The sequence below is a fragment of the Amycolatopsis sp. FDAARGOS 1241 genome, assembly GCF_016889705.1.
Taxonomy (GTDB): domain Bacteria; phylum Actinomycetota; class Actinomycetes; order Mycobacteriales; family Pseudonocardiaceae; genus Amycolatopsis.
On the sequence record NZ_CP069526.1, the window covers coordinates 9123940 to 9141336 of the forward strand.

Genomic DNA, 17397 nt, shown 5'->3' on the forward strand with positions numbered 1-17397 from the left:
GAGACATCACCCATTGTGGTTAAAGTTCGAGTGTTGGTCTACCTACCCTGACGGTCGCGTATTTCCGACTGCCAGGGAGATGACAGCCGTGAAACTCTTCGACCGGGGGCGTGACCACGTCCTCACACTCTTCCGCATCGTGCTCGGGTTCCTGTTCTTCTGCCACGGCGCTTCGATGGTCTTCGGGCTGTGGGGCCACCACGCCGCACCGACCGGCCAGTGGCCCGGGTGGTGGGCAGCGCTGATCCAGCTCGTCGGCGGCGCGCTCGTCGCGCTGGGGATCGGCACGCGCGCCGCCGCCGTGATCTGCTCCGGTTCCAGGGCTTTCGCGTACTTCGCCGTGCACGCCGGCTCGGCCGTGCTGCCCATCGAGAACGGCGGCGAGCAGGCCGCGATCTTCGCGTGGGCGTTCCTGCTGCTCGCCTTCACCGGCGGCGGCACCTGGTCGCTCGCCGACGCCTTCCGCCGCGCGCCGCTGCCCGCGAGCTGAGTCCCCACCGCCTGGCGTGCGACGATGGACACCGGGCGGTTTTCTCGGTTTTGGGGAGTTCGGCTTGTTCACTCCGGAGCAGTACCTGCAGGTGGTCGCCGAACGCGTGCAGCGCAGCGGCGGGCAGCTCAACACCGTCCAGATCGGACCGGTGACCGCCGCCGTGGGCCTGTTCGCGGAGTCGATCATGTTGTCCACCATGAACTTCTGCGTCGTCGCGGCCGCGTACCCGGAGATCGACGCGCAGACGTTGGTCCAGTTCACCGGGCTCGCCACGCAGCACGCCCGGGCCAACGTGCAGGGCACCATCGGCTGGACCGCCGCGTCGGTCGTCATCGCGGGCCTCGTGGGCCGCGTCCACCCCGACGCCGCCGCGGCCGCCTCGGCCAAGTCCGCCAACCAGTTCGGCGGCGAAACCCGCATGGTCGCCGTCGACCCGTACGCCGGCCTGACCTACGCCTGGGCGGGCGGGAAGTTCTGGGGCGCGGCCGTGCAGGGGTCGGTGAACGCGAAGCTGCTGTTCTGCTTTCCGCAACCGGCGGAGGCTTACCAGCAGGTGCTGTGGCAGGCGCAGTGGCAAGCCAGGCAAGCGGGCGATGCTGCTCCTCAAGGCGGCTACGGCCAGGCGCCCGCGCCTGGCGCCCCCGGTCCAGGCGGCTTCCCCGGCCGGCAGATCCCGCCCGGCTGGCAAGCTCAGACGCCGCCGCCTCCGGCCGCCGGCCCACCCGGGCCCCAGCCGCCGCACTACCCGCCACCGGGCCATCCGCCGTACGGTCAGTGACATGATCTCCCTGCGCGGCTGGCAATCCTTCCCGGAAGACCTCCCGTCCTTCGACCCGGACACGGCCCCGGACACCCCGGAAGACTTGTTCCTCGAGTGGCTGACCGAGGCCGGCGAACACGTCCTCGCGCCCCACGCCGTCACCCTGTCCACAGTGGATGAGGACGGCTTCCCGGACGCCCGCGTGGTGATCCTCAAGGACGTGGAACCCGACGGCTGGGCGGTCGCCACCAGCTCCGAAAGCCCAAAGGGCCGGCAGCTCGCGGGCGACCCGCGCGCCGCCCTCACCTTCTTCTGGCCCGGCCGCGGCCGCCAGGTCCGCGTGCGGGGCACCTTCCGGCAGGCCACCCCCGAAGTCTCCGCGGCCGATTTCCTGGCCCGCCCGCCGGCCTCCCGCGTCGAGGCGTTCATCGGCCACCAGTCGGAAGTCCTCCCGGACCCCGCCAAACTCACCGAAGCCGCCGAGGCCGCGGAGCTCTGGGTCGCCGAAAATCCCGACACCGCCCCGGAAACCTGGACGCGCTACCTCCTGACGCCCACGACGGTCGAATTCTGGCAAGCCTCCCACGACCGCCGCCACCTGCGCGTGCGCTACCACCGCGACGGCGGCACCTGGACCCACGACCGCCTCTGGCCCTGACCCGCAACCGCCCACCAGCTTGCGGGCGCCGAAGCCTTCTGCGCCCGCAACCCGATCGAGCCCGAACCCGGCCGACCCACGCACTCCGGGCCGGCGTCTGACACCGCCGACCCCGGCCGGACCCACCCGGGCGCGGCCCCGGTTGTACCGCACACTCCAGCGCCCCCTCCGGCGCGGACCTCAGCCCGCCGCCACTTCCCGAACGCGCACTCGCCCCTCACCGCGCACTCCCCCTTCGGCCCGGCAGAACAGGCCCCCGCCCGCCTCAGGGGGGCGTCCCCGACTCCATTTTACCGAGGTGAGGCCCCAAAAACCGGCACCGGCTGAACCTGTGGAGAACCGTCGTGACAGAAGGTCGGGTGTGGACAAGTCGGAGGGTTCGGTGGCAAGAGCCAAAGAGATTTGCTAACGGCGGCCGCCAGCACGAGCGTCCGGTGCCGCCGGCGCCGAAAAGTAGTGCGGAGTGCGGGCCGGGTGAAAGCCGCAGGAAGACGTTGAGGAGCGCCAGCACGCCGTCCGCGCGCAACCGCACGCGGAAGTGCTCGGGCAGGTGCGGGCGGACCGGCTCGGGGATCAGCCACGGGGTCAGGTCGGCGTGCTCGGTGAAGGCCGGCGACGGCAGGCCGAGCTCCAGCGCCCGCTCGCACGAGCGGACCATCGATCCGGTGACCGTGTCCCACGACCACTCGGTGTGGACGTGACTGTCCTGGGGCAGCACGCCACCGACACTACGAGTTGGCCCGCAGCACCGAAACCGCGCCAACGGTGGCGTAGCCGCGCCATTCGAGCGACGCCTGGGGCGAGTAACTCGCGAAGTCGACGCTCCAGCCGCCGTCGTCGTGCTGCTGGGACTCGAGACGGGTGAGCTCGGCAGTGATCGCGGCGGGGTCGAACAGCTTGCGCGCGGGGCCCGGGAGCGGCGAGAAGTTGAGCGGGCGCAGCACCTCGCCGGCGCGGCCGCCGGCGACGGAGACGATCCCGTCGGGCGGTAGGAACCGGCCGAGGTGGTCGAGAAGTTCGCCCGCCTCCGGCCGCGTCGCGTGCGCGGCGTCGAGGAACCGGATCGCGAACGACAGCTCGATCGCGTGCGGCTGCGTCTCCACGCGGCGGACGGCTTCCAGGCACGTCTCCGTCGCGGCCCGCACCCACGGGTGTTCCGCCACCGCCTTGTCGTGCCGCGCGACGCGCAACGCCGTGGAAGCGACGAAGGCCGTGCTCTGCAGGGAGAACTTCGCCGGGTCGGCGTCCGTCCAAAATGGAGCGCTGCCCGCGCGGTCCGCCACGGGGAACGCGAACGGCAACCCGCCGCCCGCGAGCGAAACGGACTCCAGCCAGTCGCACAGCTCCACCGCCAGCGGCGTCGTCGCCGGCGCGATGTCCTCGAACACCTCGAACGCGTGCAGCGCCCCGCCGGGCTGGCTCTCCGGCGCGCGCAGGTCGGGTTCGAGGCCCCAGCCGTACCCGCCGTCGGCGTTGCGGTACGCCGCGACGGCCGCGAGCACGGCGTCCGCATCACCGTCGCCGAAGAGCAGCTCGAAGCGGCGGCGGTCGAGCAACCGCCCGTGCGTGGCGAGGAAGGACGCGGCAGCGGCGAGGTTCACAGTCATACGATCACCGTCGCACGCCGCGACGGGCTCGTCTTGAACAGTTCGGACACCGGGGGACCGCTCATGACCGAAGACCTCATCCGCGCACTTCTGCGCGAGCAGCACCCCGACCTCGCCGACCGGCCGCTGCAACGCGCCGCCACCGGCTGGGACAACCAGCTCTGGCGCCTCGGCGACGACCTGGCCGTCCGCCTCCCCTTCGCGACCGAACGCGCGTCCGGCCTGCTCGCCAAGGAACGCCGCTGGCTGCCGTCGCTGGCCCCACACCTCCCCTTGCCGGTTCCGACGCCCGTTCGCCTCGGCCGGCCGGCCGAACGGTTCCCGAAACACTGGACCGTCGTCACCTGGGTGCCCGGCGAGCCCGCCGACGGCGTCCCGATCACCCGCGCCGACGCCGCCGGCGCCCTCGCCGCGTTCCTCACCGCGCTCCACCGCGAAGCACCCGCCGACGCCCCGACCCACTCCGACCGCGGCGGCCCACTCGCGCTCTTCACCGCCACCCTCGACAGCCCGCCCCACCGCGAGATCTGGGCCGACGCCGTCGCCGCCCCCTGCCTGGCAGGGCCCACCGGTCTGGCTCCACGCCGACCTCCACCCGGCGAACGTCGTCGTGCGCGACGGCACCCTCACCGGCATCCTCGACTTCGGCGAACTCTGCGCCGGCGACCCCGCGACCGACCTCGCCGCCGCCTGGGTCCTCCTCCCCGACCCGACGCGGTTCTTCACCGCGTACGCCACCGACGACGCGACCTTCCGGCGCGCCCGCGGCTGGGCCCTGCTGACCGCATCCCGCCTCATCGCCATCGGCGAAGCCGGCCCCCCGGGCGGCAAGCCGAGCTGGGCTCCGGCCGGCCGCGCGGCTTTGGCGCGGATTCGCGCCTGACGCGGCGGGTGGCGGCGGGTGGCGTCGGTGGCGTCGGATGACGGCGGATCGAAGCGCTCGATGCCGCCGGAGAAACGCCGGCGGCAGGTCTGCAGGCGTCCGTCAGGCCTGTGGCAGCACGGGCGCCAAGCCGTGCGACAGCAGGTCGAAGGCCTGTTCGGCCGCGGCGACAGCGCCGGGGTAGGCAGTGGTGGCGGGGACGCCGGTGGCCACGCGGTCGTGGTTCTCCATGGAGAGCCGCCACTGGACGGAGGCGATCTGGGCGGCGGCGAGGCGCGCGGTGAGAGGTGCGACGCCCGGCAGATCGCCCAGTTCGGCGGCGAGCGCGTGTTCGGCGCTCTCTCGGAAGCGCAGCATGCCGGCGACCAGGCTGGGGGTGCTCGTGATCAGGCGGTAAAGCGCCAGGACCTCCGGCAGGTCGCAGAGCCCGGCGATCGGGTCGTGGCGGGCGAGGCCGTCGAGGAAGTGGGCGCGGAGGGCGGTGAGCGGGGCGGCCGGGTAGGCGCGCACGACCCGCGCGCTCTCCGTCCCGTGGTCGGCGACGCGGTGCAGGACCAGGTCCTCCTTCGCCGGGAAGTAGGCGAAGAGGGTGCGCCGCGAGACTTCGGCGGCTTCGGCGACCTGTGAGATCGAGACCGCGTCGAAGCCGTGCTCGAGGAAGAGGTCGATGGCCGCGTTGGAGATGGCGTCGTGGGTGCGCTGCTTCTTGCGTTCCCGCAGGCCGGGCTGGTCGTCCACGAACCAATCCTACCGCTCTGCTGCACCCAGGGCTAAATTGCACTCAGTATATTTGTGCACCGAGGGAGAGTTCTGGGGACGTGATCGTGGTGGGAGCGGGCCCGACCGGCCTGATGCTGGCGCACGAGCTGGCCCTGGGCGGCGCTGAGGTCTGGTGGTGGAGAAGCTGGCCGAGCGCATCGAGCAGACAAAGGGCGGCACCATCCAGCCGCGCACTGCCGAGCTGTTCGACGCACGCGGGTTGCTCGACGCGATCCTGGAGCACCAGGTCGATCGAGCCGCCGTCGGCGGGCACTTCGCGGGGCTGCCGGTGCCGCTCGACAACAGCCCCTGGCAAACCAGGTATCCGCATCCGATCGGCATTCCACAGTGGAAGGTCGAGGAAATCCTGGAATCCGCCGCCACCGCCCGCGGCGCGCGCGTGTTGCGCGGCCACGACGCCACGGCGATCGAGCCGGACGACACCGGCGTCACCGTGACCACGACCAGACCGACCTCCGGGCCCAGTACGTCGTCGCGTGCGACGGCGCGCACAGCACCGTGCGGAAGCTCCTGGACCTGCCGTTCCCCGGCCGCCCCGGCACGTACCGCGCGGTGCTCGCCGACGTGCGGCTCTCCGCCGTCTCCGACCTCGTGCCCGCGTGGGCCGGGCACCTGAGCACGCTGACCCGGGCCACCGAGCACCACTGGGGCATGGTCGTGCCGATCGGCGGCGACCGGTACCGCTTCACGTTCGGCAAGCTCGGCGAGCACGAAACGCCGATGTCCGCACAAGCCGTGCGGCAGGCGTTCACCGAGCTCTACGGCGAACCCACCACCCTCGCCGAAATCCTCACCATCTCCCGGTTCAGCGACGCCACCCGCCAGCTCGAGAACTACCGCCACGGCCGCGTCTTCTTCGCCGGCGACGCCGCCCACATCCACCCGCCGCTCGGCGGCCAGGGGCTCAACCTCGGCGTGCAGGACGCCCTCAACCTCGGCTGGAAGCTCGCGGCGACGCTCGCGGGCTGGGCACCGGAACGGTTGCTCGACACGTACCAGACCGAACGCCACCCGAAGGCCGCGCGCGTGCTGCACCACACTGCGGCGCAACGGGTTCTGGCAGCGCCACACCCGGATCCGGACGTGCTCGCCCTGCGTGACATCTTCACCGACCTCATGCGCCTGCCCGACACCAACCGCCACCTCGCGGGAATGATGTCCGGTTTGGACGACCCGACCCGGTTGCCCGACCTCGACCTCGTGACCGCCACCGGTCCCACCCGCGTGGCCGAACTCCTCCGCGCCGGCCACGCTGTGCTCCTGGACCTCACCGGCGACGTCCAACTCCCGCCCGGCTGGGCTGACCACGTGGATCTGGTGCGGGCCAAGGCCGACGCGGACTTCGCGGCCGCGCTGATCCGGCCGGACGCGGCTGTCAGCTGGCGCGGCGAGACCCCGCTGGATCTTCAGACGTCCTTGGGCGCGTAGCGGATCAGCACGACGTCGCCGACCGCGCGCGCTTCCGGCAGCTGCATCCGCCGCGTCGACCCGCCGGGGTAGTGCGCGGGCAGCAGGAACTTCGGCGCGGCGGCGTCCCCGACGACGAGCGGCGCGACGGCGAGGTGGATCTCGTCGGCCAGGCCCTGCGACAGGAACGCCGTGTGGATCTGTCCGCCGCCCTCGACCATCAGCCGGCGAACCCCGCGGTGGCCGAGGTCGTCGAGCAGTGCGCCGAAGTCCACAGTGGTCCCGAGCGGGACGACGCCGGCCAGGTCCCCCAAGCGTTGCCGAACGAGCCGCGCACCGGATTCCGTGGTGTACACGAGCTTTTCGCCGCCGTGGTGCCAGAACTTCCAGTCCGGATCGACGTCACCGGACACCGTCACAGTCACCTTCAAGGGATACGCGGGCTTTCCTTCGCGGACGCGCTCGGCGCGGCGGTCTTCGCTGTTGACGAGGAGCCGCGGGTTGTCAGCGCGGATCGTGCCGGCGCCGATGAGGATCGCGTCGGATTCCGCGCGCTCTTGGTCGACGCGGTCGAAATCCTCGGCGTTGGAGAGCAGTAGCCGGTTCGGTGTCGTGTCGTCGATCGCCCCGTCGACGCTGGTCGCGACGCTGAGCAGGACGTACGGACGCATCGGCGCTCCTGGGAATTCGTGGGATTTCGGTTGACCGGCCGGGCAGAGTGGATCTTCGTGGGACGCACCGACGACGATACGAGCTCGCTCCTGCGCATGGCCGGGCTGGCGACACCGATGGCGCTGCGGGTCGCCGTGACCCTGGACCTGCCGAAACGACTACGCGACGCCGCGTCCGCCGCCATCCTGGCCGACGAACTCCACGTGAACGCCGTCGCGCTCGGGCTGCTGCTCGAGCACCTCGCGACGCTGGACATCCTCGAACGCACGGGCGACGGCTTCCGCACCACCGCGTACGGCAGCAACCTCTGCGACGACAACCTGATCACGACGCTGCTGCGCCTGGACACCGCCGGCGGCCGCGCCGAACTGGCGTTCGTCGAGCTCGCGCACAGCGTCGCCACGGGCGAGGCGGCGTATCCGCGCCGCTACGGCGCCGGCTTCTGGGCCGACCTCGCCGAACACCCACACCTGCGCGAGTCCTTCGACCGGCAGATGACGCTCCGGATCCGCGCGCAACTGCCCCACCTCGTCGCTGCCTTCGAGTGGTCGCGCTTCGACTCCCTCGTCGACGTCGGCGGCGGCAACGGCGAAGTACTGGCGGCGATCCTCGCGGCCCACCCGCGGATGCGCGGCCACCTCGTCGACCTCGACTCGACCGCGGCGCTCGCCACCTTCCGCGCGCACGATCTCGCCGAACGCACACAAGCCACGGCCAGCAGCTTCTTCGACCCGCTCCCACTCGGCGCCGACGCCTACCTGCTCGTCGACATCCTCCACAACTGGGAAGACGCGCACGCCGGGCGCATCCTGGCCCGCTGCGCCGAAGCCGCGGGCCCGACCGGCTGCATCCTGGTCGTCGAGCACGTCGCCGACCGCGGCACCAACACCGAGCTCAACCTGTCCATGCTCACGATGTTCGGCGGCCGCGACCGTCACGTCGCTGAGCTCGAGTCGCTAGCCGCGCCCCAGGGTCTGACCCTGGACGACGCGATCGACCTGACGAGCGAGCGCAGTCTCCTCGAATTCCGCCGGACAGCCGGCTGACCGCCACCGTCTCGGACGCCCGCGGCGGTCGAGCCGGCCAAGCGCATGTCTGCCTCAGTCGGTCCGGCCGCGTCGCGGATCCGGCCCGTTACCGGTCCCGCGGCGCATCCGTCAATGTGATGCGGAACAAGAAGACGGTCAGCTCACGAAATCCTGCTTATCGTGGCGTATCCCCGCTGCGTTTTTCAAGGAGAACCATGATCTGCATCGACTGCGCGACACAAGGCATGAGCGAACCGGCCGTCGGGGTCTGTGTGCACTGCGGCGCCGCGACCTGCCTCGTGCACGTGGCCATCCAGGCGTTCCCGGCCTCGACGCCGGGTGTCGTGGCACCGCGCCGGGCCCGGCGCATGATCGCCTGCGCGCACTGCGGCGAGCCGCGGCCCACTCCGACCCGCGCCCGCTACAAGGAGGCCAGTGCGGTCCGCGAGTGAGCCTCGTCGCAGCAGGCCCCGTAGGAGCCGCCGGACACCGGCGGCTCCTGGTGCTTCTGAGGGCCCTGGGATACGAGAAACGCTGGTGAGCTGATGTGGAGCTGAGGGGAATCGAACCCCTGACCCCCGCCTTGCAAAAGCGCTGGTCAACACCATCTCCGGCGTCCGCGGCAGGTCACACTGATCCTGCTGTTGTCTCCCGTGGCTTACATGGATGGCGCAGACATCATTTCGCACCCACCGCGGCTCCCATTGATCAACTAGCCCGCCCCAGCACCGCTGGCGTCTAGATCGCCGTAGCAAACCCCTCGGCGCGAGCGATTAGAACTCATGTCGTCGTCGCGCATGTCCGATCCGAATGGTGCGAGGACAGGGGCCGGCTGCAGATCGCGGCAGGCGAATACCGGAATCTGCTACGCGTCTCCAGCACGCTGCGCTCCACCCCGGGCGCCCCCGGTGCAACGGGATCTATTCCCCGGGGGCGCCGCAGAACGGGCCGGATATCTCAGCTGCCCATTCCGAGCCGGGCACCACCGGCGACGTCGAGGCTCAACCCGGTGAGGTAACGGTTTTCCGGGTCGGTGAGGAAGGCGATGGTCGCCGCGACTTCCTCCGGTTCGGCGAACCGGCCCATCGGGATCTGCGCGGCCCGAGCTTGGCGGGCGCGCCGGTCGCCGTCGGGGTCGCCGCCAGCGGCGCGGGTGGCGAGCTGGTCCCACATGGCGGTGTTGACCGGGCCGGGGCAGACGCAGTTGACCGACACGTTGTCCGGGCCGAGCACCAAAGCCAGCGACCAGCACACATTCAGTACGGCCGCCTTGCTGGCGTTATAGGGCACATACGCGCGCCGGGCCTCTTTCGCGGCGACGGAGGCCACCGCCACCATCGCGCCGGAGCGCTGGGCCTGCATGACCAGCCCGACCTCGCGCAGCACAGAGAATGCGCCTGTCGCGTTGATGCCCATCACACGCGCGAATTCGGCGCTCGGCGTGGCGAGCAGATCGGGTACGGCGCCGAGAATTCCCGCGGCGTGCACGAGAACGTCGATCGCTCCGAACTCCTGCCGAATCCCAGCCACGACGGCCTGCACGGCCTGTTCGTCGGTGATGTCGAGCTCGCGGAAGTCCGCGAGCCACCCTGGGCGGCTGTCTGGTGCGGTGCGGTCGCAGCCGATGACCACGGCGCCCGTTGCGTGCAGACGTCGTGCGGTGGCGGCACCGATGCCTCCGCTGGACCCAGTGACCAGCGCGACGCGGGAGGGGCCGGTCATCGGACGTCCTCCGTCGCCGTCGGCGCGGCGGTCGCGGTGGCGCGCTTGCCGGAGGCGCCGGTCTCCGGCAGCGTCAGGTACACGACGAGGCAGAGCGCGACGATGATCGTCATGTACACCGCGACACCCATCGGGTGCCCGGCGTCGAGGAAGGCGCTGGCGATGAGCGGAGCTGTCCCGCCGAGGGCAGCGATCACGAGCTGGTGGGCCACGCCAATGCCGGACACGCGCACGGCCGCCGGGAACAGGTCGGCCTGGATCGTCGGGTAGACCGCCTGCCAGATCGCCAGAACCACCCAGCCCGACGCGGTCACGATCACGTACACGCCGAATCCGGGCTGCCGCAACAGCAACAGCAACGGATAGAAAGCCACGACCATGCCGATTGCCCCAATGATCGGGAAGGGCTTGCGCCGGCCGAGGCGGTCGGACAGCGCACCGCATAGCGGCACGATGACCACCAGCAGGCCCAGCCCAATGGCGTTTCCGGTCAGGGTGGAGGCCAGGGCGCGTCCCGTGGTGACATGCGCGTAGGTCGGGAGGAAGGTCGCCCACGTGTAATAGGCGACGGTCGGGGCCGATAGCGCCGCGGTCTGCAGCAGAGCTTTGGGGTGGTTGCGCAGCAGTTCCCGCAGCCTCGAGCGGGCCGGCTGCCGGACAACGGAGGTGTTTTCCACCTCCGCCTCGAATTCCGGGGATTCGTCGGCGCGCGAGCGCACGAGCAAGCCCACGACACCAAGAACGCCGCCGATCGCGAACGGGATGCGCCATCCCCACGCCGCGAGGTCGTGGCTGTCGAGGGTCGAGGTCATGATCGCCGCGATGCCGGTGGCGGCCAGCGTCGCCAGACCGCTGGCCATGTTCGACAGGGAGCCGAACAGCCCGCGCCGGTTGGTCGAGCCGTTTTCGACCATGTAGGCGATGGCGCTCTGCATCTCGCTGCCGGACGAGATGCCCTGCAGGACGCGCGCAAGGACGAACAGCAGTGGCGCCCCGTAGCCGATGACGGAGAACGGCGGCGTGAGCGCGATGATCAGGCTGCCGCCTGCCATGCCGCCGATGGTGGCGGCCAGAATGACGCGACGGCCGTAGCGGTCAGCCAGAGGTGAGATGACGAAGCCGCTCAACGGCCGCACCACGAACCCGATCGCATAGGTGACCAAGGCTGAGACCAGCGGCGTGAACGCGGTGCTCGGGAAGATCTGATCGGCGAAGACGGCGGCCAGGACGCCGTAGACGTACCAGTCGTACCACTCGACGAAATGGCCGATGGTGCCCGCCAGCATGTTGGTCGCCGTGCGGCGGGGCGCGACGGCCGGGTGGCCGGTGGGCTCGACGGCCCTGGGCGGGCTGTTCTTTCGTGCGGTCGCCATTGAACGCTCCTCGGTCGGTGAGGGGTGGGTCGGCGCCAGGCCGCCGCTTGCGGCGAGGCTGGGTTTCTAACGGGTCAGCGGGTCGCGTGGCTGGACCAGGCCCGGCCCTCTTGCTCTTGCACCGGAAGCCCGGCTGCTTGCAGGATCTGGTCGAGAAGTGCTTGTGTGCGTGCGGCTTCCCGCCCGGACGTCAGCGGTGCGCCACGGTCGCGGACGCGGTCGAGGAAGTGGTGGACGGCCGCGGCGAAGCCGAAGGTGTTCGTCGCGGTGGCCCAGCCGAACGCCTCGGGACTCATGGAGCGCACGGTGCTCACGCCGTCCCGGGTCAGGGTCACGGTGTCCGGTGCGACCACCTCGGCCGAGCGCTGTGCTCCGTAGGCGTCGAGTTTCTCCGCCCACGAGCCCGCGTTCCGCGCGGCTGTCAGGACGCCGGTGCCGCCGCCGGCGAATCGCACCAGGGCGGACACTCCGTCTTCCTGCCAGGGGTCGTCGCCGGCGGCGTGCGCGGACACGTCGACCGGTTCACCCGGGCAGAACCAGCGCAGCAGATCGACCATGTGGATGGCGTTCTCGAACGTCGCGCGGTACTCGCTGCCGCGCCGGTTCTTCTGCGCGACGCAGAATCCCGCGCCCGCATCGCCGAACTGCTCGCGGGCGGCGACGTAGGTCGGGGCGAACCGACGGTTGAACCCGACCATCAGCACCCGGCCGCGCTCGTCGGCGATGTCCGCAAGCCGCTCCGCGTCGGACGTCGCGGTCGCGAGGGGTTTCTCGCAGAAGACGTCGACGTTCGCCTCCAGTGCACAGCGCACGCCTGCGACATGCTCTGATCTGGGCGTCAGGACGAACATCGCATCCAGGTCGCGCTCGAGCGCGTGCTCAACCGTCGGCACCGCCGCGGCGAATCCCCAGCGACGCACGAGGTCGGATGGATCCTCGCGCCGGGACACCAGGACCTCGAGCACGACGTCGTCCCGCTCCGCCAGGGTGGGCAGCTGCGCGATGTGCGCGATGTTCCCGGCACCGACGACCCCGACCCGCAGCCGGCTCATCAGGACTCCCCCGCCGGTGCGAGCCCGGCTTCGGCGACGAGCGAACGCAGCGCGCGGGCGGATCGGGCGAACCCCTCCGCCGGAGGCGGCAAGTCCTGTGGGTGCCAGCGGTACTCGTACTCGAGGCTGAGGACCTCGTCATAGCCCTGGTGCCGGATCGCGCGCAGGATCTCGGCCCAGGGCAGGATTCCCTCGCCCACGACGCGGGAGCGCACGGCGCGTTCCTCCGGTTTCACCCGGGCCGTCTCGGACGCGACGAACGGCGCGTCCGGATCGGTGAAGACGAGGTCTTTGACGTGGACGTGCCCGATCAGGTCGCCCTGCTCCTGCAGCGCCTCCGGCCACGCCTCGTCGTGGGTGAAGGCGAGGTTCGCCTGGTCGTAGAGGACGCGCACAGCCGGCGAGCCGACCTCGCGCACCAGCCGCGCGGTCCCTGCGGCCGATTGCGTCATAGTTCCGAAGTGGTTTTCCACGCACAACCGCACTCCCGCGGCGGCGGCGCGAGGCGCGAGTTCCAACAGCCCGGAGCGGAGGCGCTCCCAATGTCCGGCGTGGTCGGTCCGGTCCGGGGCCCAGGACCCCGCGTACACCCGGATCCTGGTCGCGCCCACGCGGTGAGCGCAGTCCACGGCCGCGCGCAGCTCGTCGAGCGCGGCCCGCCGCTGCGCCGGATCCGCATGGTTGATCCCCGTGGTGTAGGGAGCCAGCCCCACCACCGGCACACCGAGACCGTCCGCGACACGGGCCGCTTCGTCCGCGGCGGCCTCATCCCCGACCGCAAGCCCGCTGCGGTACCCGTTCTGGTAGATGACTTCTGCGCCGTCGAGACCCGCGGAGGCGAACAGCTCCAGCGCCTCGGGAACGGTCTGTTCCGGAGTGCCGAGGGTGTGGCCGGCGATGCGCATTACAGGTCCTTTCCGGTTCGGGAGGGGCCGGCCCAGTCGGCGGGCTCGACAAGCGGGGGCGGGTTGTGGACGCGGGATCTGTCGACCAGCTCCAGCATCAAGCCCCACGGGGCCCTCAGGTAGGTCCACCGGTTCCCGGCGACGAGCGGGCTGTCCGGTCCGACTTCCTTGGTCCCGCCGAGCACGCGGGCGCCATGCGACTGAAGGTGCTCGACGGCCGCGTCGACGTCCTCCACGGCGAAGCACAGGTGGTGGCCACCGGCATCTGAGTGCCGCGGATGGTCCGACTGGCGGTCTGCGCTCCACCACTGGAACAGCTCGACGTTCAGGTTGGGCGGCATGCGCAACATCGCCAGTTCCAGCCGCGCGTCGGCCGGTACCTCGAAATGCTCGGGCATGAACTCGGGGTCTGGCCCGCGCGCTGACCGGTACAGTTCCTCCGCGCCCAGTGCCTCGACGAAGAACGCGACCGCTTCGGCGAGGTCGGGCACGGTGAAACCGACGTGGTCGACGTAACGGAACCCGGCAGGCAGGCTCATCGCGGCGCCTCCGCGGTCGACGCCCGGACCAGCAGGTCCGGGGAAAGTACGACGTGCCGCGCCTCCCCGTCTGCCAGGAGCTTCTCGGCGAGGTCGATGGCGATCGCGCCCATGTCGGCGATGGGCTGGCGCACCGTGGTCAGCCGCGGGTTGAACCGCGCGCCTAGCTCCAGACCGTCGAAGCCCATGACGGACACCTCGTGCGGGACCGACACGCCTCGTGCGCCGAGCGCGGAGACGAACGCGAACGCGACCATGTCGTTGGCCGCGATCACTGCGGTCGGGCGCTGCCCGCGGGTCAGGCCAGCGAACCGCTCGGCGGCGCGCTCGCCCGCTTCCGGCCCGCTACCGGTGTCCAGGACTGTCGCCGGCATCTCCAGCTCCGCTGCGAGCGCCTCGTAGGCCGCCAACCGGTCCCGGGAGGTGTACGTCCCGGAAATCCCCGACACGTAGGCGATGCGCCGGTGCCCCAGTTCGCGCAGGTGCTCCACCGCTAGCGCGATCCCTGCCGCGCTGTCCACCGTCACCGTCGGCACGCTCGCCTGCTCGACCCGGTCGACGACGACGACCCTGCTGCCGAGCGCGACGTTCTGCAGCTCGTCGAGATCCACGCTGGTCGACGGCGCGACTATCCCGAATGGCGCGTACATCCCTTCCAGCGCCGTCAGATACGCGTTGGTCTGGGCCGACTCGCCGCCGGACACGCACAAGACCAGCTGGTATCCCCGCTCGGCCGCGGCCGACGCCATGGTCTTGGCCAGCTCCCCATAAAACGGGTTGGTGATGTCCGGGACAATCAGCGGGATCAGGTTGCTCGTCTTGCGCCGCAACGCCTGCGCCAGCGGGCTCATGCGGTAGCCCAGGCTCTCGGCCACTTCCAGGACGTGCTGCCGGGTTTTCGCATTCACGGCTTCCGGCCGGGAGAACGCGCGCGACACCGTCGAACGGTGCACCCCCGCCCGCGCCGCGACGTCGTCGATGCTCACCTCAGCCAAGGCTGACCTCCTGAAACCGCAACGGAGGACTGCTCGTAGGCAGCCCAGATCAGGCGCATTGTCTCGCTGAGCTCGCTCAGCGTGGGCAGCCCGGCGAATCCCTCGGTCCACGTCTGCGACACCCGCCGGACGAACACGTCGTACAGCGGGTCGCTGTCCACCTCGACGAAGCTCGACTCCGCGGCGCCATCCGCCGCCCGCGTGAACGAGACCTGGCCGGTGGTGCCGATGTCGACGTAGCCCTCGCCGCCGGCGCTGGTGTAGGAGCAGTACCGCTTGGCCGCACTCGCCGGGAAGGCGTAGCCCACCTCGATGATCGCCTCGCTGCCGTCATCGCCGGCCAGCACGAGCGTCGCGTGATCCTCGACGTCCCCGCGGTGCAGGCTCGCGGACAGACGAGCCGCCGCGAGTTCGACACGCCGGGCGCCGCTGCGCCGCAGAAAGAGGTCCACGAAGTGCGGCCCGAGGTTGACCAGGCATCCCCCGCCGGAGCGGGCGGGATCGAGCATCCATGGGCAACCCGCGTCCAGGTAGCGCTCCGGCGGACCGGCCACGAAACTCGCCCGTTGGTAGGTCGGCGCGCCAGCCAGGGAAAGAGCCTGGTCCACCGGCCCCCCGCGCTGGACGAACGGAACGGTCGCCGCGACACCTGCCGACGCGGCCGCGTCCCGGATCCGCTCGACGTCGTCGGGCCCCAACCCGCCCGGCTTCTCGACCACGAACGGGACGTCGCGGTCGACCAAAGCCAGGCAGATCTCGGACATGCGATCGTGCGACCCGAACACATAGGCCAGATCCCACGGCCCGGCGTCCAGCGCCGCGGCGACCTCCCCGGTGACCGAAGCGCCGAGGCGCCGGGCAATTCCCGCGACCTGATCGGGTGCGTCGTCCTGGACCAGCACGACGTCGTGCGTCTCTGCCCAGGCGTCCACGTACAACGGCACATGCCAATGCCGAGCGCCTAGAACGACTGTTCGCGGACGTCTCACCGCGCGCCTCCCGCCTCGATCCGGATCGCCTTCCGCGGCTTCCACCGCTCCCGTCCGACCTCGGCACCAACTTATGAGATCGGTTGCTGAGATCGGTTGCAATACCGAAGCAGAGGGTCCTAAGCTTTGTCAACACCAACCCCCCGCCCCGACCCCGTGAGGTGACTTGATGCGCAAGCTGCGCACCCTGACGACCGTGTACGACACAGGCACCGTGCTGATCGTGCGCCTGCCCACCGCCGAAGCGTCGTACGAGGTGGCGCGCGAGGCCGTCGCCGGCGGGATACGTGCGGTCGAGGTCACGCTCACGACGCCGGGCGCCCTCGACGTGATCCGCCGGTTGAACGCCGAATGCCCCGAAGCCGAGGTGGGCGCCGGCAGCGTGCTGGACGCCGAGTCCGCCTACGCCAGCATCCAGGCCGGCGCCCGATTCCTCGTCAGCCCTCACGTCGACCGCGGCATGCTCGAAACCGCTGGGCGCTACCAGGTCGTCAGCATCTGCGGAGCGGCGACACCGACGGAAATCGTCCAAGCGGCCAGCGCCGGAGCCGACATGGTCAAGCTGTTCCCCTCCTCGTTCCTCAACCGCGACTACGCCCGGGCGGTCCTCGAACCGCTCGCCCACATCCCCCTCGTCCCGGCAGGCGGCGTCTCCCCCGGCAACCTGTCCGACTGGTTTGACGCCGGGGTAACAGCGGTCGGAGTCGGCAGCTTCATCACCAAAGCGGCACGACGAGAAACCACCGAGCAGTACCCGGTGCGCGCAGCGGCCCGCACATTTCTCCAGGCGGTCGCCGATGCCCGAGCCTGACCCCCTGACCGCCGAGCCGCCGCCGGCTTTCGTCACGATCGGCCCTGCCGGCTCTGGAAAGTCTTACGTGGCAAAAAAGCTCGCGCAACGACTGCGCGCCGCCTACCTCGACAAGGACTCCATCGCTGGAGAACTCGTGGACGCGGCACTAGAACTGGCCGGCCGCCGAGCGGGCGGCCGCGAAGACGACGCCACCTATCTCGAGCGGCTCATGCCAGCCGAATACGCTGCCGTGTTCACGACAGCCGCCGACAACCTGCGGCTCGGCCTTCCCGTAGTCCTCGATGCACCATTCGCGGCTTACCTAGGCGACCCGGACTTCCTGACCACCTCCGCCAACCGAGCCCAATGGCCCGCAACAACACCAATCGTCGTGGTCGAAGTACGAGCTTCCGCCCAGACCGTCCACACGCGACTGACTCAGCGAGGCCTCACTCGCGACCGCGCCAAACTCGCCGACTGGCCCACGTTTTGGACACAACTGGGAACCCAGGACTGCGTCTGGTCCGGCACACGACACGTCGCCGTCGACAACGAGGGAGAACCGGACCTCGGCGTCGTCACGGAGATTGCCGGGCGTGCCGGGTTCGGTGGCAGCACCACCTAAGTCAGGCTCGCGGCGACGCGTCCTCTGCGCCCGCGGCACCGATTCCCACCACGGCGCCGCCGGGTGGTGTGCCGGTCGCAGGTCACGCATCGTCAGCAGGCCGGTACGCCATTCTG

Annotated in this window: 20 protein-coding genes and 2 pseudogenes; 11 read left to right on the forward strand and 11 right to left on the reverse strand. The window is 70.7% G+C overall.

Going from position 1 to position 17397, the window contains the following annotated elements; all coding sequences use genetic code 11:
• Positions 1-88 precede the first annotated feature (88 nt).
• The 3 genes from I6J71_RS44325 to I6J71_RS44335 all read left to right on the forward strand — a co-directional run bounded on the left by I6J71_RS44325 (position 89) and on the right by I6J71_RS44335 (position 1911).
• Entirely contained in the window at positions 89-490 is a 402-nt protein-coding gene (locus tag I6J71_RS44325) for a DoxX family protein (RefSeq protein ID WP_239154257.1), read from the forward strand.
• A gap of 64 nt (positions 491-554) precedes the next feature.
• Positions 555-1271: a hypothetical protein gene (locus tag I6J71_RS44330; RefSeq protein WP_204092317.1), complete on the forward strand. Its 717-nt coding sequence runs from the start codon at positions 555-557 to the stop codon at positions 1269-1271.
• Position 1272: 1 nt separating this feature from the next.
• Positions 1273-1911: a pyridoxal 5'-phosphate synthase gene (locus I6J71_RS44335; protein ID WP_204092318.1), complete on the forward strand. Its 639-nt coding sequence runs from the start codon at positions 1273-1275 to the stop codon at positions 1909-1911.
• A gap of 265 nt (positions 1912-2176) precedes the next feature.
• Here the strand turns inward: I6J71_RS44335 and I6J71_RS49540 are convergent, their stop codons facing one another.
• On the reverse strand, positions 2177-2629 hold the full coding sequence (locus I6J71_RS49540) for a hypothetical protein (RefSeq protein ID WP_239154258.1): 453 nt from the start codon (positions 2627-2629) through the stop codon (positions 2177-2179).
• Between the two features lie 10 nt (positions 2630-2639).
• A complete protein-coding gene (locus tag I6J71_RS44345; protein ID WP_204092319.1) occupies positions 2640-3518 on the reverse strand; it encodes a hypothetical protein in 879 nt (292 codons plus the stop codon).
• A gap of 63 nt (positions 3519-3581) precedes the next feature.
• On the opposite strand from I6J71_RS44345, the pseudogene I6J71_RS51545 reads away from it, so the two are divergent.
• Positions 3582-4008, forward strand: a pseudogene (locus tag I6J71_RS51545) (phosphotransferase); the annotation flags it as partial.
• A 120-nt stretch (positions 4009-4128) separates the two neighbouring features.
• Positions 4129-4401, forward strand: a complete 273-nt coding sequence (locus I6J71_RS49545; protein ID WP_239154259.1) for a phosphotransferase — start codon at positions 4129-4131, stop codon at positions 4399-4401.
• A gap of 102 nt (positions 4402-4503) precedes the next feature.
• Here the strand turns inward: I6J71_RS49545 and I6J71_RS44355 are convergent, their stop codons facing one another.
• Positions 4504-5139, reverse strand: a complete 636-nt coding sequence (locus I6J71_RS44355) for a TetR/AcrR family transcriptional regulator (protein ID WP_204092320.1) — start codon at positions 5137-5139, stop codon at positions 4504-4506.
• Between the two features lie 113 nt (positions 5140-5252).
• Here I6J71_RS44355 and I6J71_RS44360 point away from each other — a divergent pair.
• A pseudogene (locus I6J71_RS44360) lies at positions 5253-6156 on the forward strand (FAD-dependent monooxygenase); the annotation flags it as partial.
• Positions 6157-6336: 180 nt separating this feature from the next.
• A complete protein-coding gene (locus I6J71_RS51550) occupies positions 6337-6609 on the forward strand; it encodes a hypothetical protein (protein ID WP_370542261.1) in 273 nt (90 codons plus the stop codon).
• Here I6J71_RS51550 and I6J71_RS44365 read toward each other — a convergent pair.
• On the reverse strand, positions 6588-7259 hold the full coding sequence (locus I6J71_RS44365) for a dihydrofolate reductase family protein (RefSeq protein WP_204092321.1): 672 nt from the start codon (positions 7257-7259) through the stop codon (positions 6588-6590). The genes I6J71_RS51550 and I6J71_RS44365 overlap by 22 nt on opposite strands.
• Before the next feature lie 57 nt (positions 7260-7316).
• On the opposite strand from I6J71_RS44365, the gene I6J71_RS44370 reads away from it, so the two are divergent.
• Together I6J71_RS44370 and I6J71_RS44375 are read left to right on the forward strand one after the other, a co-directional pair.
• Positions 7317-8306: a methyltransferase gene (locus tag I6J71_RS44370; protein WP_239154260.1), complete on the forward strand. Its 990-nt coding sequence runs from the start codon at positions 7317-7319 to the stop codon at positions 8304-8306.
• 197 nt (positions 8307-8503) lie between these two features.
• Complete coding sequence (locus I6J71_RS44375) at positions 8504-8740, forward strand: DUF2180 family protein (RefSeq protein ID WP_204092322.1); 237 nt, start codon at positions 8504-8506, stop codon at positions 8738-8740.
• Between the two features lie 505 nt (positions 8741-9245).
• Here I6J71_RS44375 and I6J71_RS44380 read toward each other — a convergent pair.
• The 7 genes from I6J71_RS44380 to I6J71_RS44410 all read right to left on the reverse strand — a co-directional run bounded on the left by I6J71_RS44380 (position 9246) and on the right by I6J71_RS44410 (position 15908).
• On the reverse strand, positions 9246-10010 hold the full coding sequence (locus tag I6J71_RS44380; RefSeq protein WP_204092323.1) for an SDR family NAD(P)-dependent oxidoreductase: 765 nt from the start codon (positions 10008-10010) through the stop codon (positions 9246-9248).
• Positions 10007-11383: an MFS transporter gene (locus I6J71_RS44385; RefSeq protein ID WP_204092324.1), complete on the reverse strand. Its 1377-nt coding sequence runs from the start codon at positions 11381-11383 to the stop codon at positions 10007-10009. The genes I6J71_RS44380 and I6J71_RS44385 overlap by 4 nt, the downstream gene beginning before the upstream one ends.
• A gap of 74 nt (positions 11384-11457) precedes the next feature.
• Positions 11458-12435, reverse strand: coding sequence for a Gfo/Idh/MocA family protein (locus tag I6J71_RS44390; RefSeq protein WP_204092325.1), 978 nt, complete (start codon positions 12433-12435; stop codon positions 11458-11460).
• Positions 12435-13340 (reverse strand): sugar phosphate isomerase/epimerase, encoded by a 906-nt coding sequence (locus I6J71_RS44395; RefSeq protein WP_204092326.1) that lies wholly within the window; start codon positions 13338-13340, stop codon positions 12435-12437. Before I6J71_RS44395 ends, I6J71_RS44390 begins: the two co-directional genes overlap by 1 nt.
• On the reverse strand, positions 13340-13831 hold the full coding sequence (locus I6J71_RS44400) for a VOC family protein (RefSeq protein ID WP_204092327.1): 492 nt from the start codon (positions 13829-13831) through the stop codon (positions 13340-13342). Before I6J71_RS44400 ends, I6J71_RS44395 begins: the two co-directional genes overlap by 1 nt.
• Before the next feature lie 44 nt (positions 13832-13875).
• A complete protein-coding gene (locus tag I6J71_RS44405) occupies positions 13876-14865 on the reverse strand; it encodes a LacI family DNA-binding transcriptional regulator (protein WP_239155593.1) in 990 nt (329 codons plus the stop codon).
• Positions 14862-15908: a hypothetical protein gene (locus I6J71_RS44410; protein ID WP_204092329.1), complete on the reverse strand. Its 1047-nt coding sequence runs from the start codon at positions 15906-15908 to the stop codon at positions 14862-14864. Before I6J71_RS44410 ends, I6J71_RS44405 begins: the two co-directional genes overlap by 4 nt.
• Positions 15909-16032: 124 nt before the next feature.
• Here I6J71_RS44410 and I6J71_RS44415 point away from each other — a divergent pair, with 124 nt between their 5' ends.
• Together I6J71_RS44415 and I6J71_RS44420 are read left to right on the forward strand one after the other, a co-directional pair.
• On the forward strand, positions 16033-16674 hold the full coding sequence (locus tag I6J71_RS44415) for a bifunctional 4-hydroxy-2-oxoglutarate aldolase/2-dehydro-3-deoxy-phosphogluconate aldolase (RefSeq protein ID WP_204092330.1): 642 nt from the start codon (positions 16033-16035) through the stop codon (positions 16672-16674).
• Positions 16661-17281, forward strand: a complete 621-nt coding sequence (locus I6J71_RS44420) for an AAA family ATPase (protein WP_204092331.1) — start codon at positions 16661-16663, stop codon at positions 17279-17281. The genes I6J71_RS44415 and I6J71_RS44420 overlap by 14 nt, the downstream gene beginning before the upstream one ends.
• Positions 17282-17397: the final 116 nt, after the last annotated feature.

What these genes read in the sequence shown, in the direction of transcription:
- I6J71_RS44385 (WP_204092324.1), bottom strand. Translation starts at nt 11,383, where the DNA reads ATGGCGACCGCACGAAAGAACAGCCCGCCCAGGGCCGTCGAGCCCACC.
- I6J71_RS44345 (WP_204092319.1), bottom strand. Translation starts at nt 3,518, where the DNA reads ATGACTGTGAACCTCGCCGCTGCCGCGTCCTTCCTCGCCACGCACGGG.
- I6J71_RS44415 (WP_204092330.1), top strand. Translation starts at nt 16,033, where the DNA reads ATGCGCAAGCTGCGCACCCTGACGACCGTGTACGACACAGGCACCGTG.
- I6J71_RS44395 (WP_204092326.1), bottom strand. Translation starts at nt 13,340, where the DNA reads ATGCGCATCGCCGGCCACACCCTCGGCACTCCGGAACAGACCGTTCCC.
- I6J71_RS44375 (WP_204092322.1), top strand. Translation starts at nt 8,504, where the DNA reads ATGATCTGCATCGACTGCGCGACACAAGGCATGAGCGAACCGGCCGTC.
- I6J71_RS44335 (WP_204092318.1), top strand. Translation starts at nt 1,273, where the DNA reads ATGATCTCCCTGCGCGGCTGGCAATCCTTCCCGGAAGACCTCCCGTCC.
- I6J71_RS44365 (WP_204092321.1), bottom strand. Translation starts at nt 7,259, where the DNA reads ATGCGTCCGTACGTCCTGCTCAGCGTCGCGACCAGCGTCGACGGGGCG.
- I6J71_RS44380 (WP_204092323.1), bottom strand. Translation starts at nt 10,010, where the DNA reads ATGACCGGCCCCTCCCGCGTCGCGCTGGTCACTGGGTCCAGCGGAGGC.
- I6J71_RS51550 (WP_370542261.1), top strand. Translation starts at nt 6,337, where the DNA reads ATGTCCGGTTTGGACGACCCGACCCGGTTGCCCGACCTCGACCTCGTG.
- I6J71_RS44420 (WP_204092331.1), top strand. Translation starts at nt 16,661, where the DNA reads ATGCCCGAGCCTGACCCCCTGACCGCCGAGCCGCCGCCGGCTTTCGTC.
- I6J71_RS44390 (WP_204092325.1), bottom strand. Translation starts at nt 12,435, where the DNA reads ATGAGCCGGCTGCGGGTCGGGGTCGTCGGTGCCGGGAACATCGCGCAC.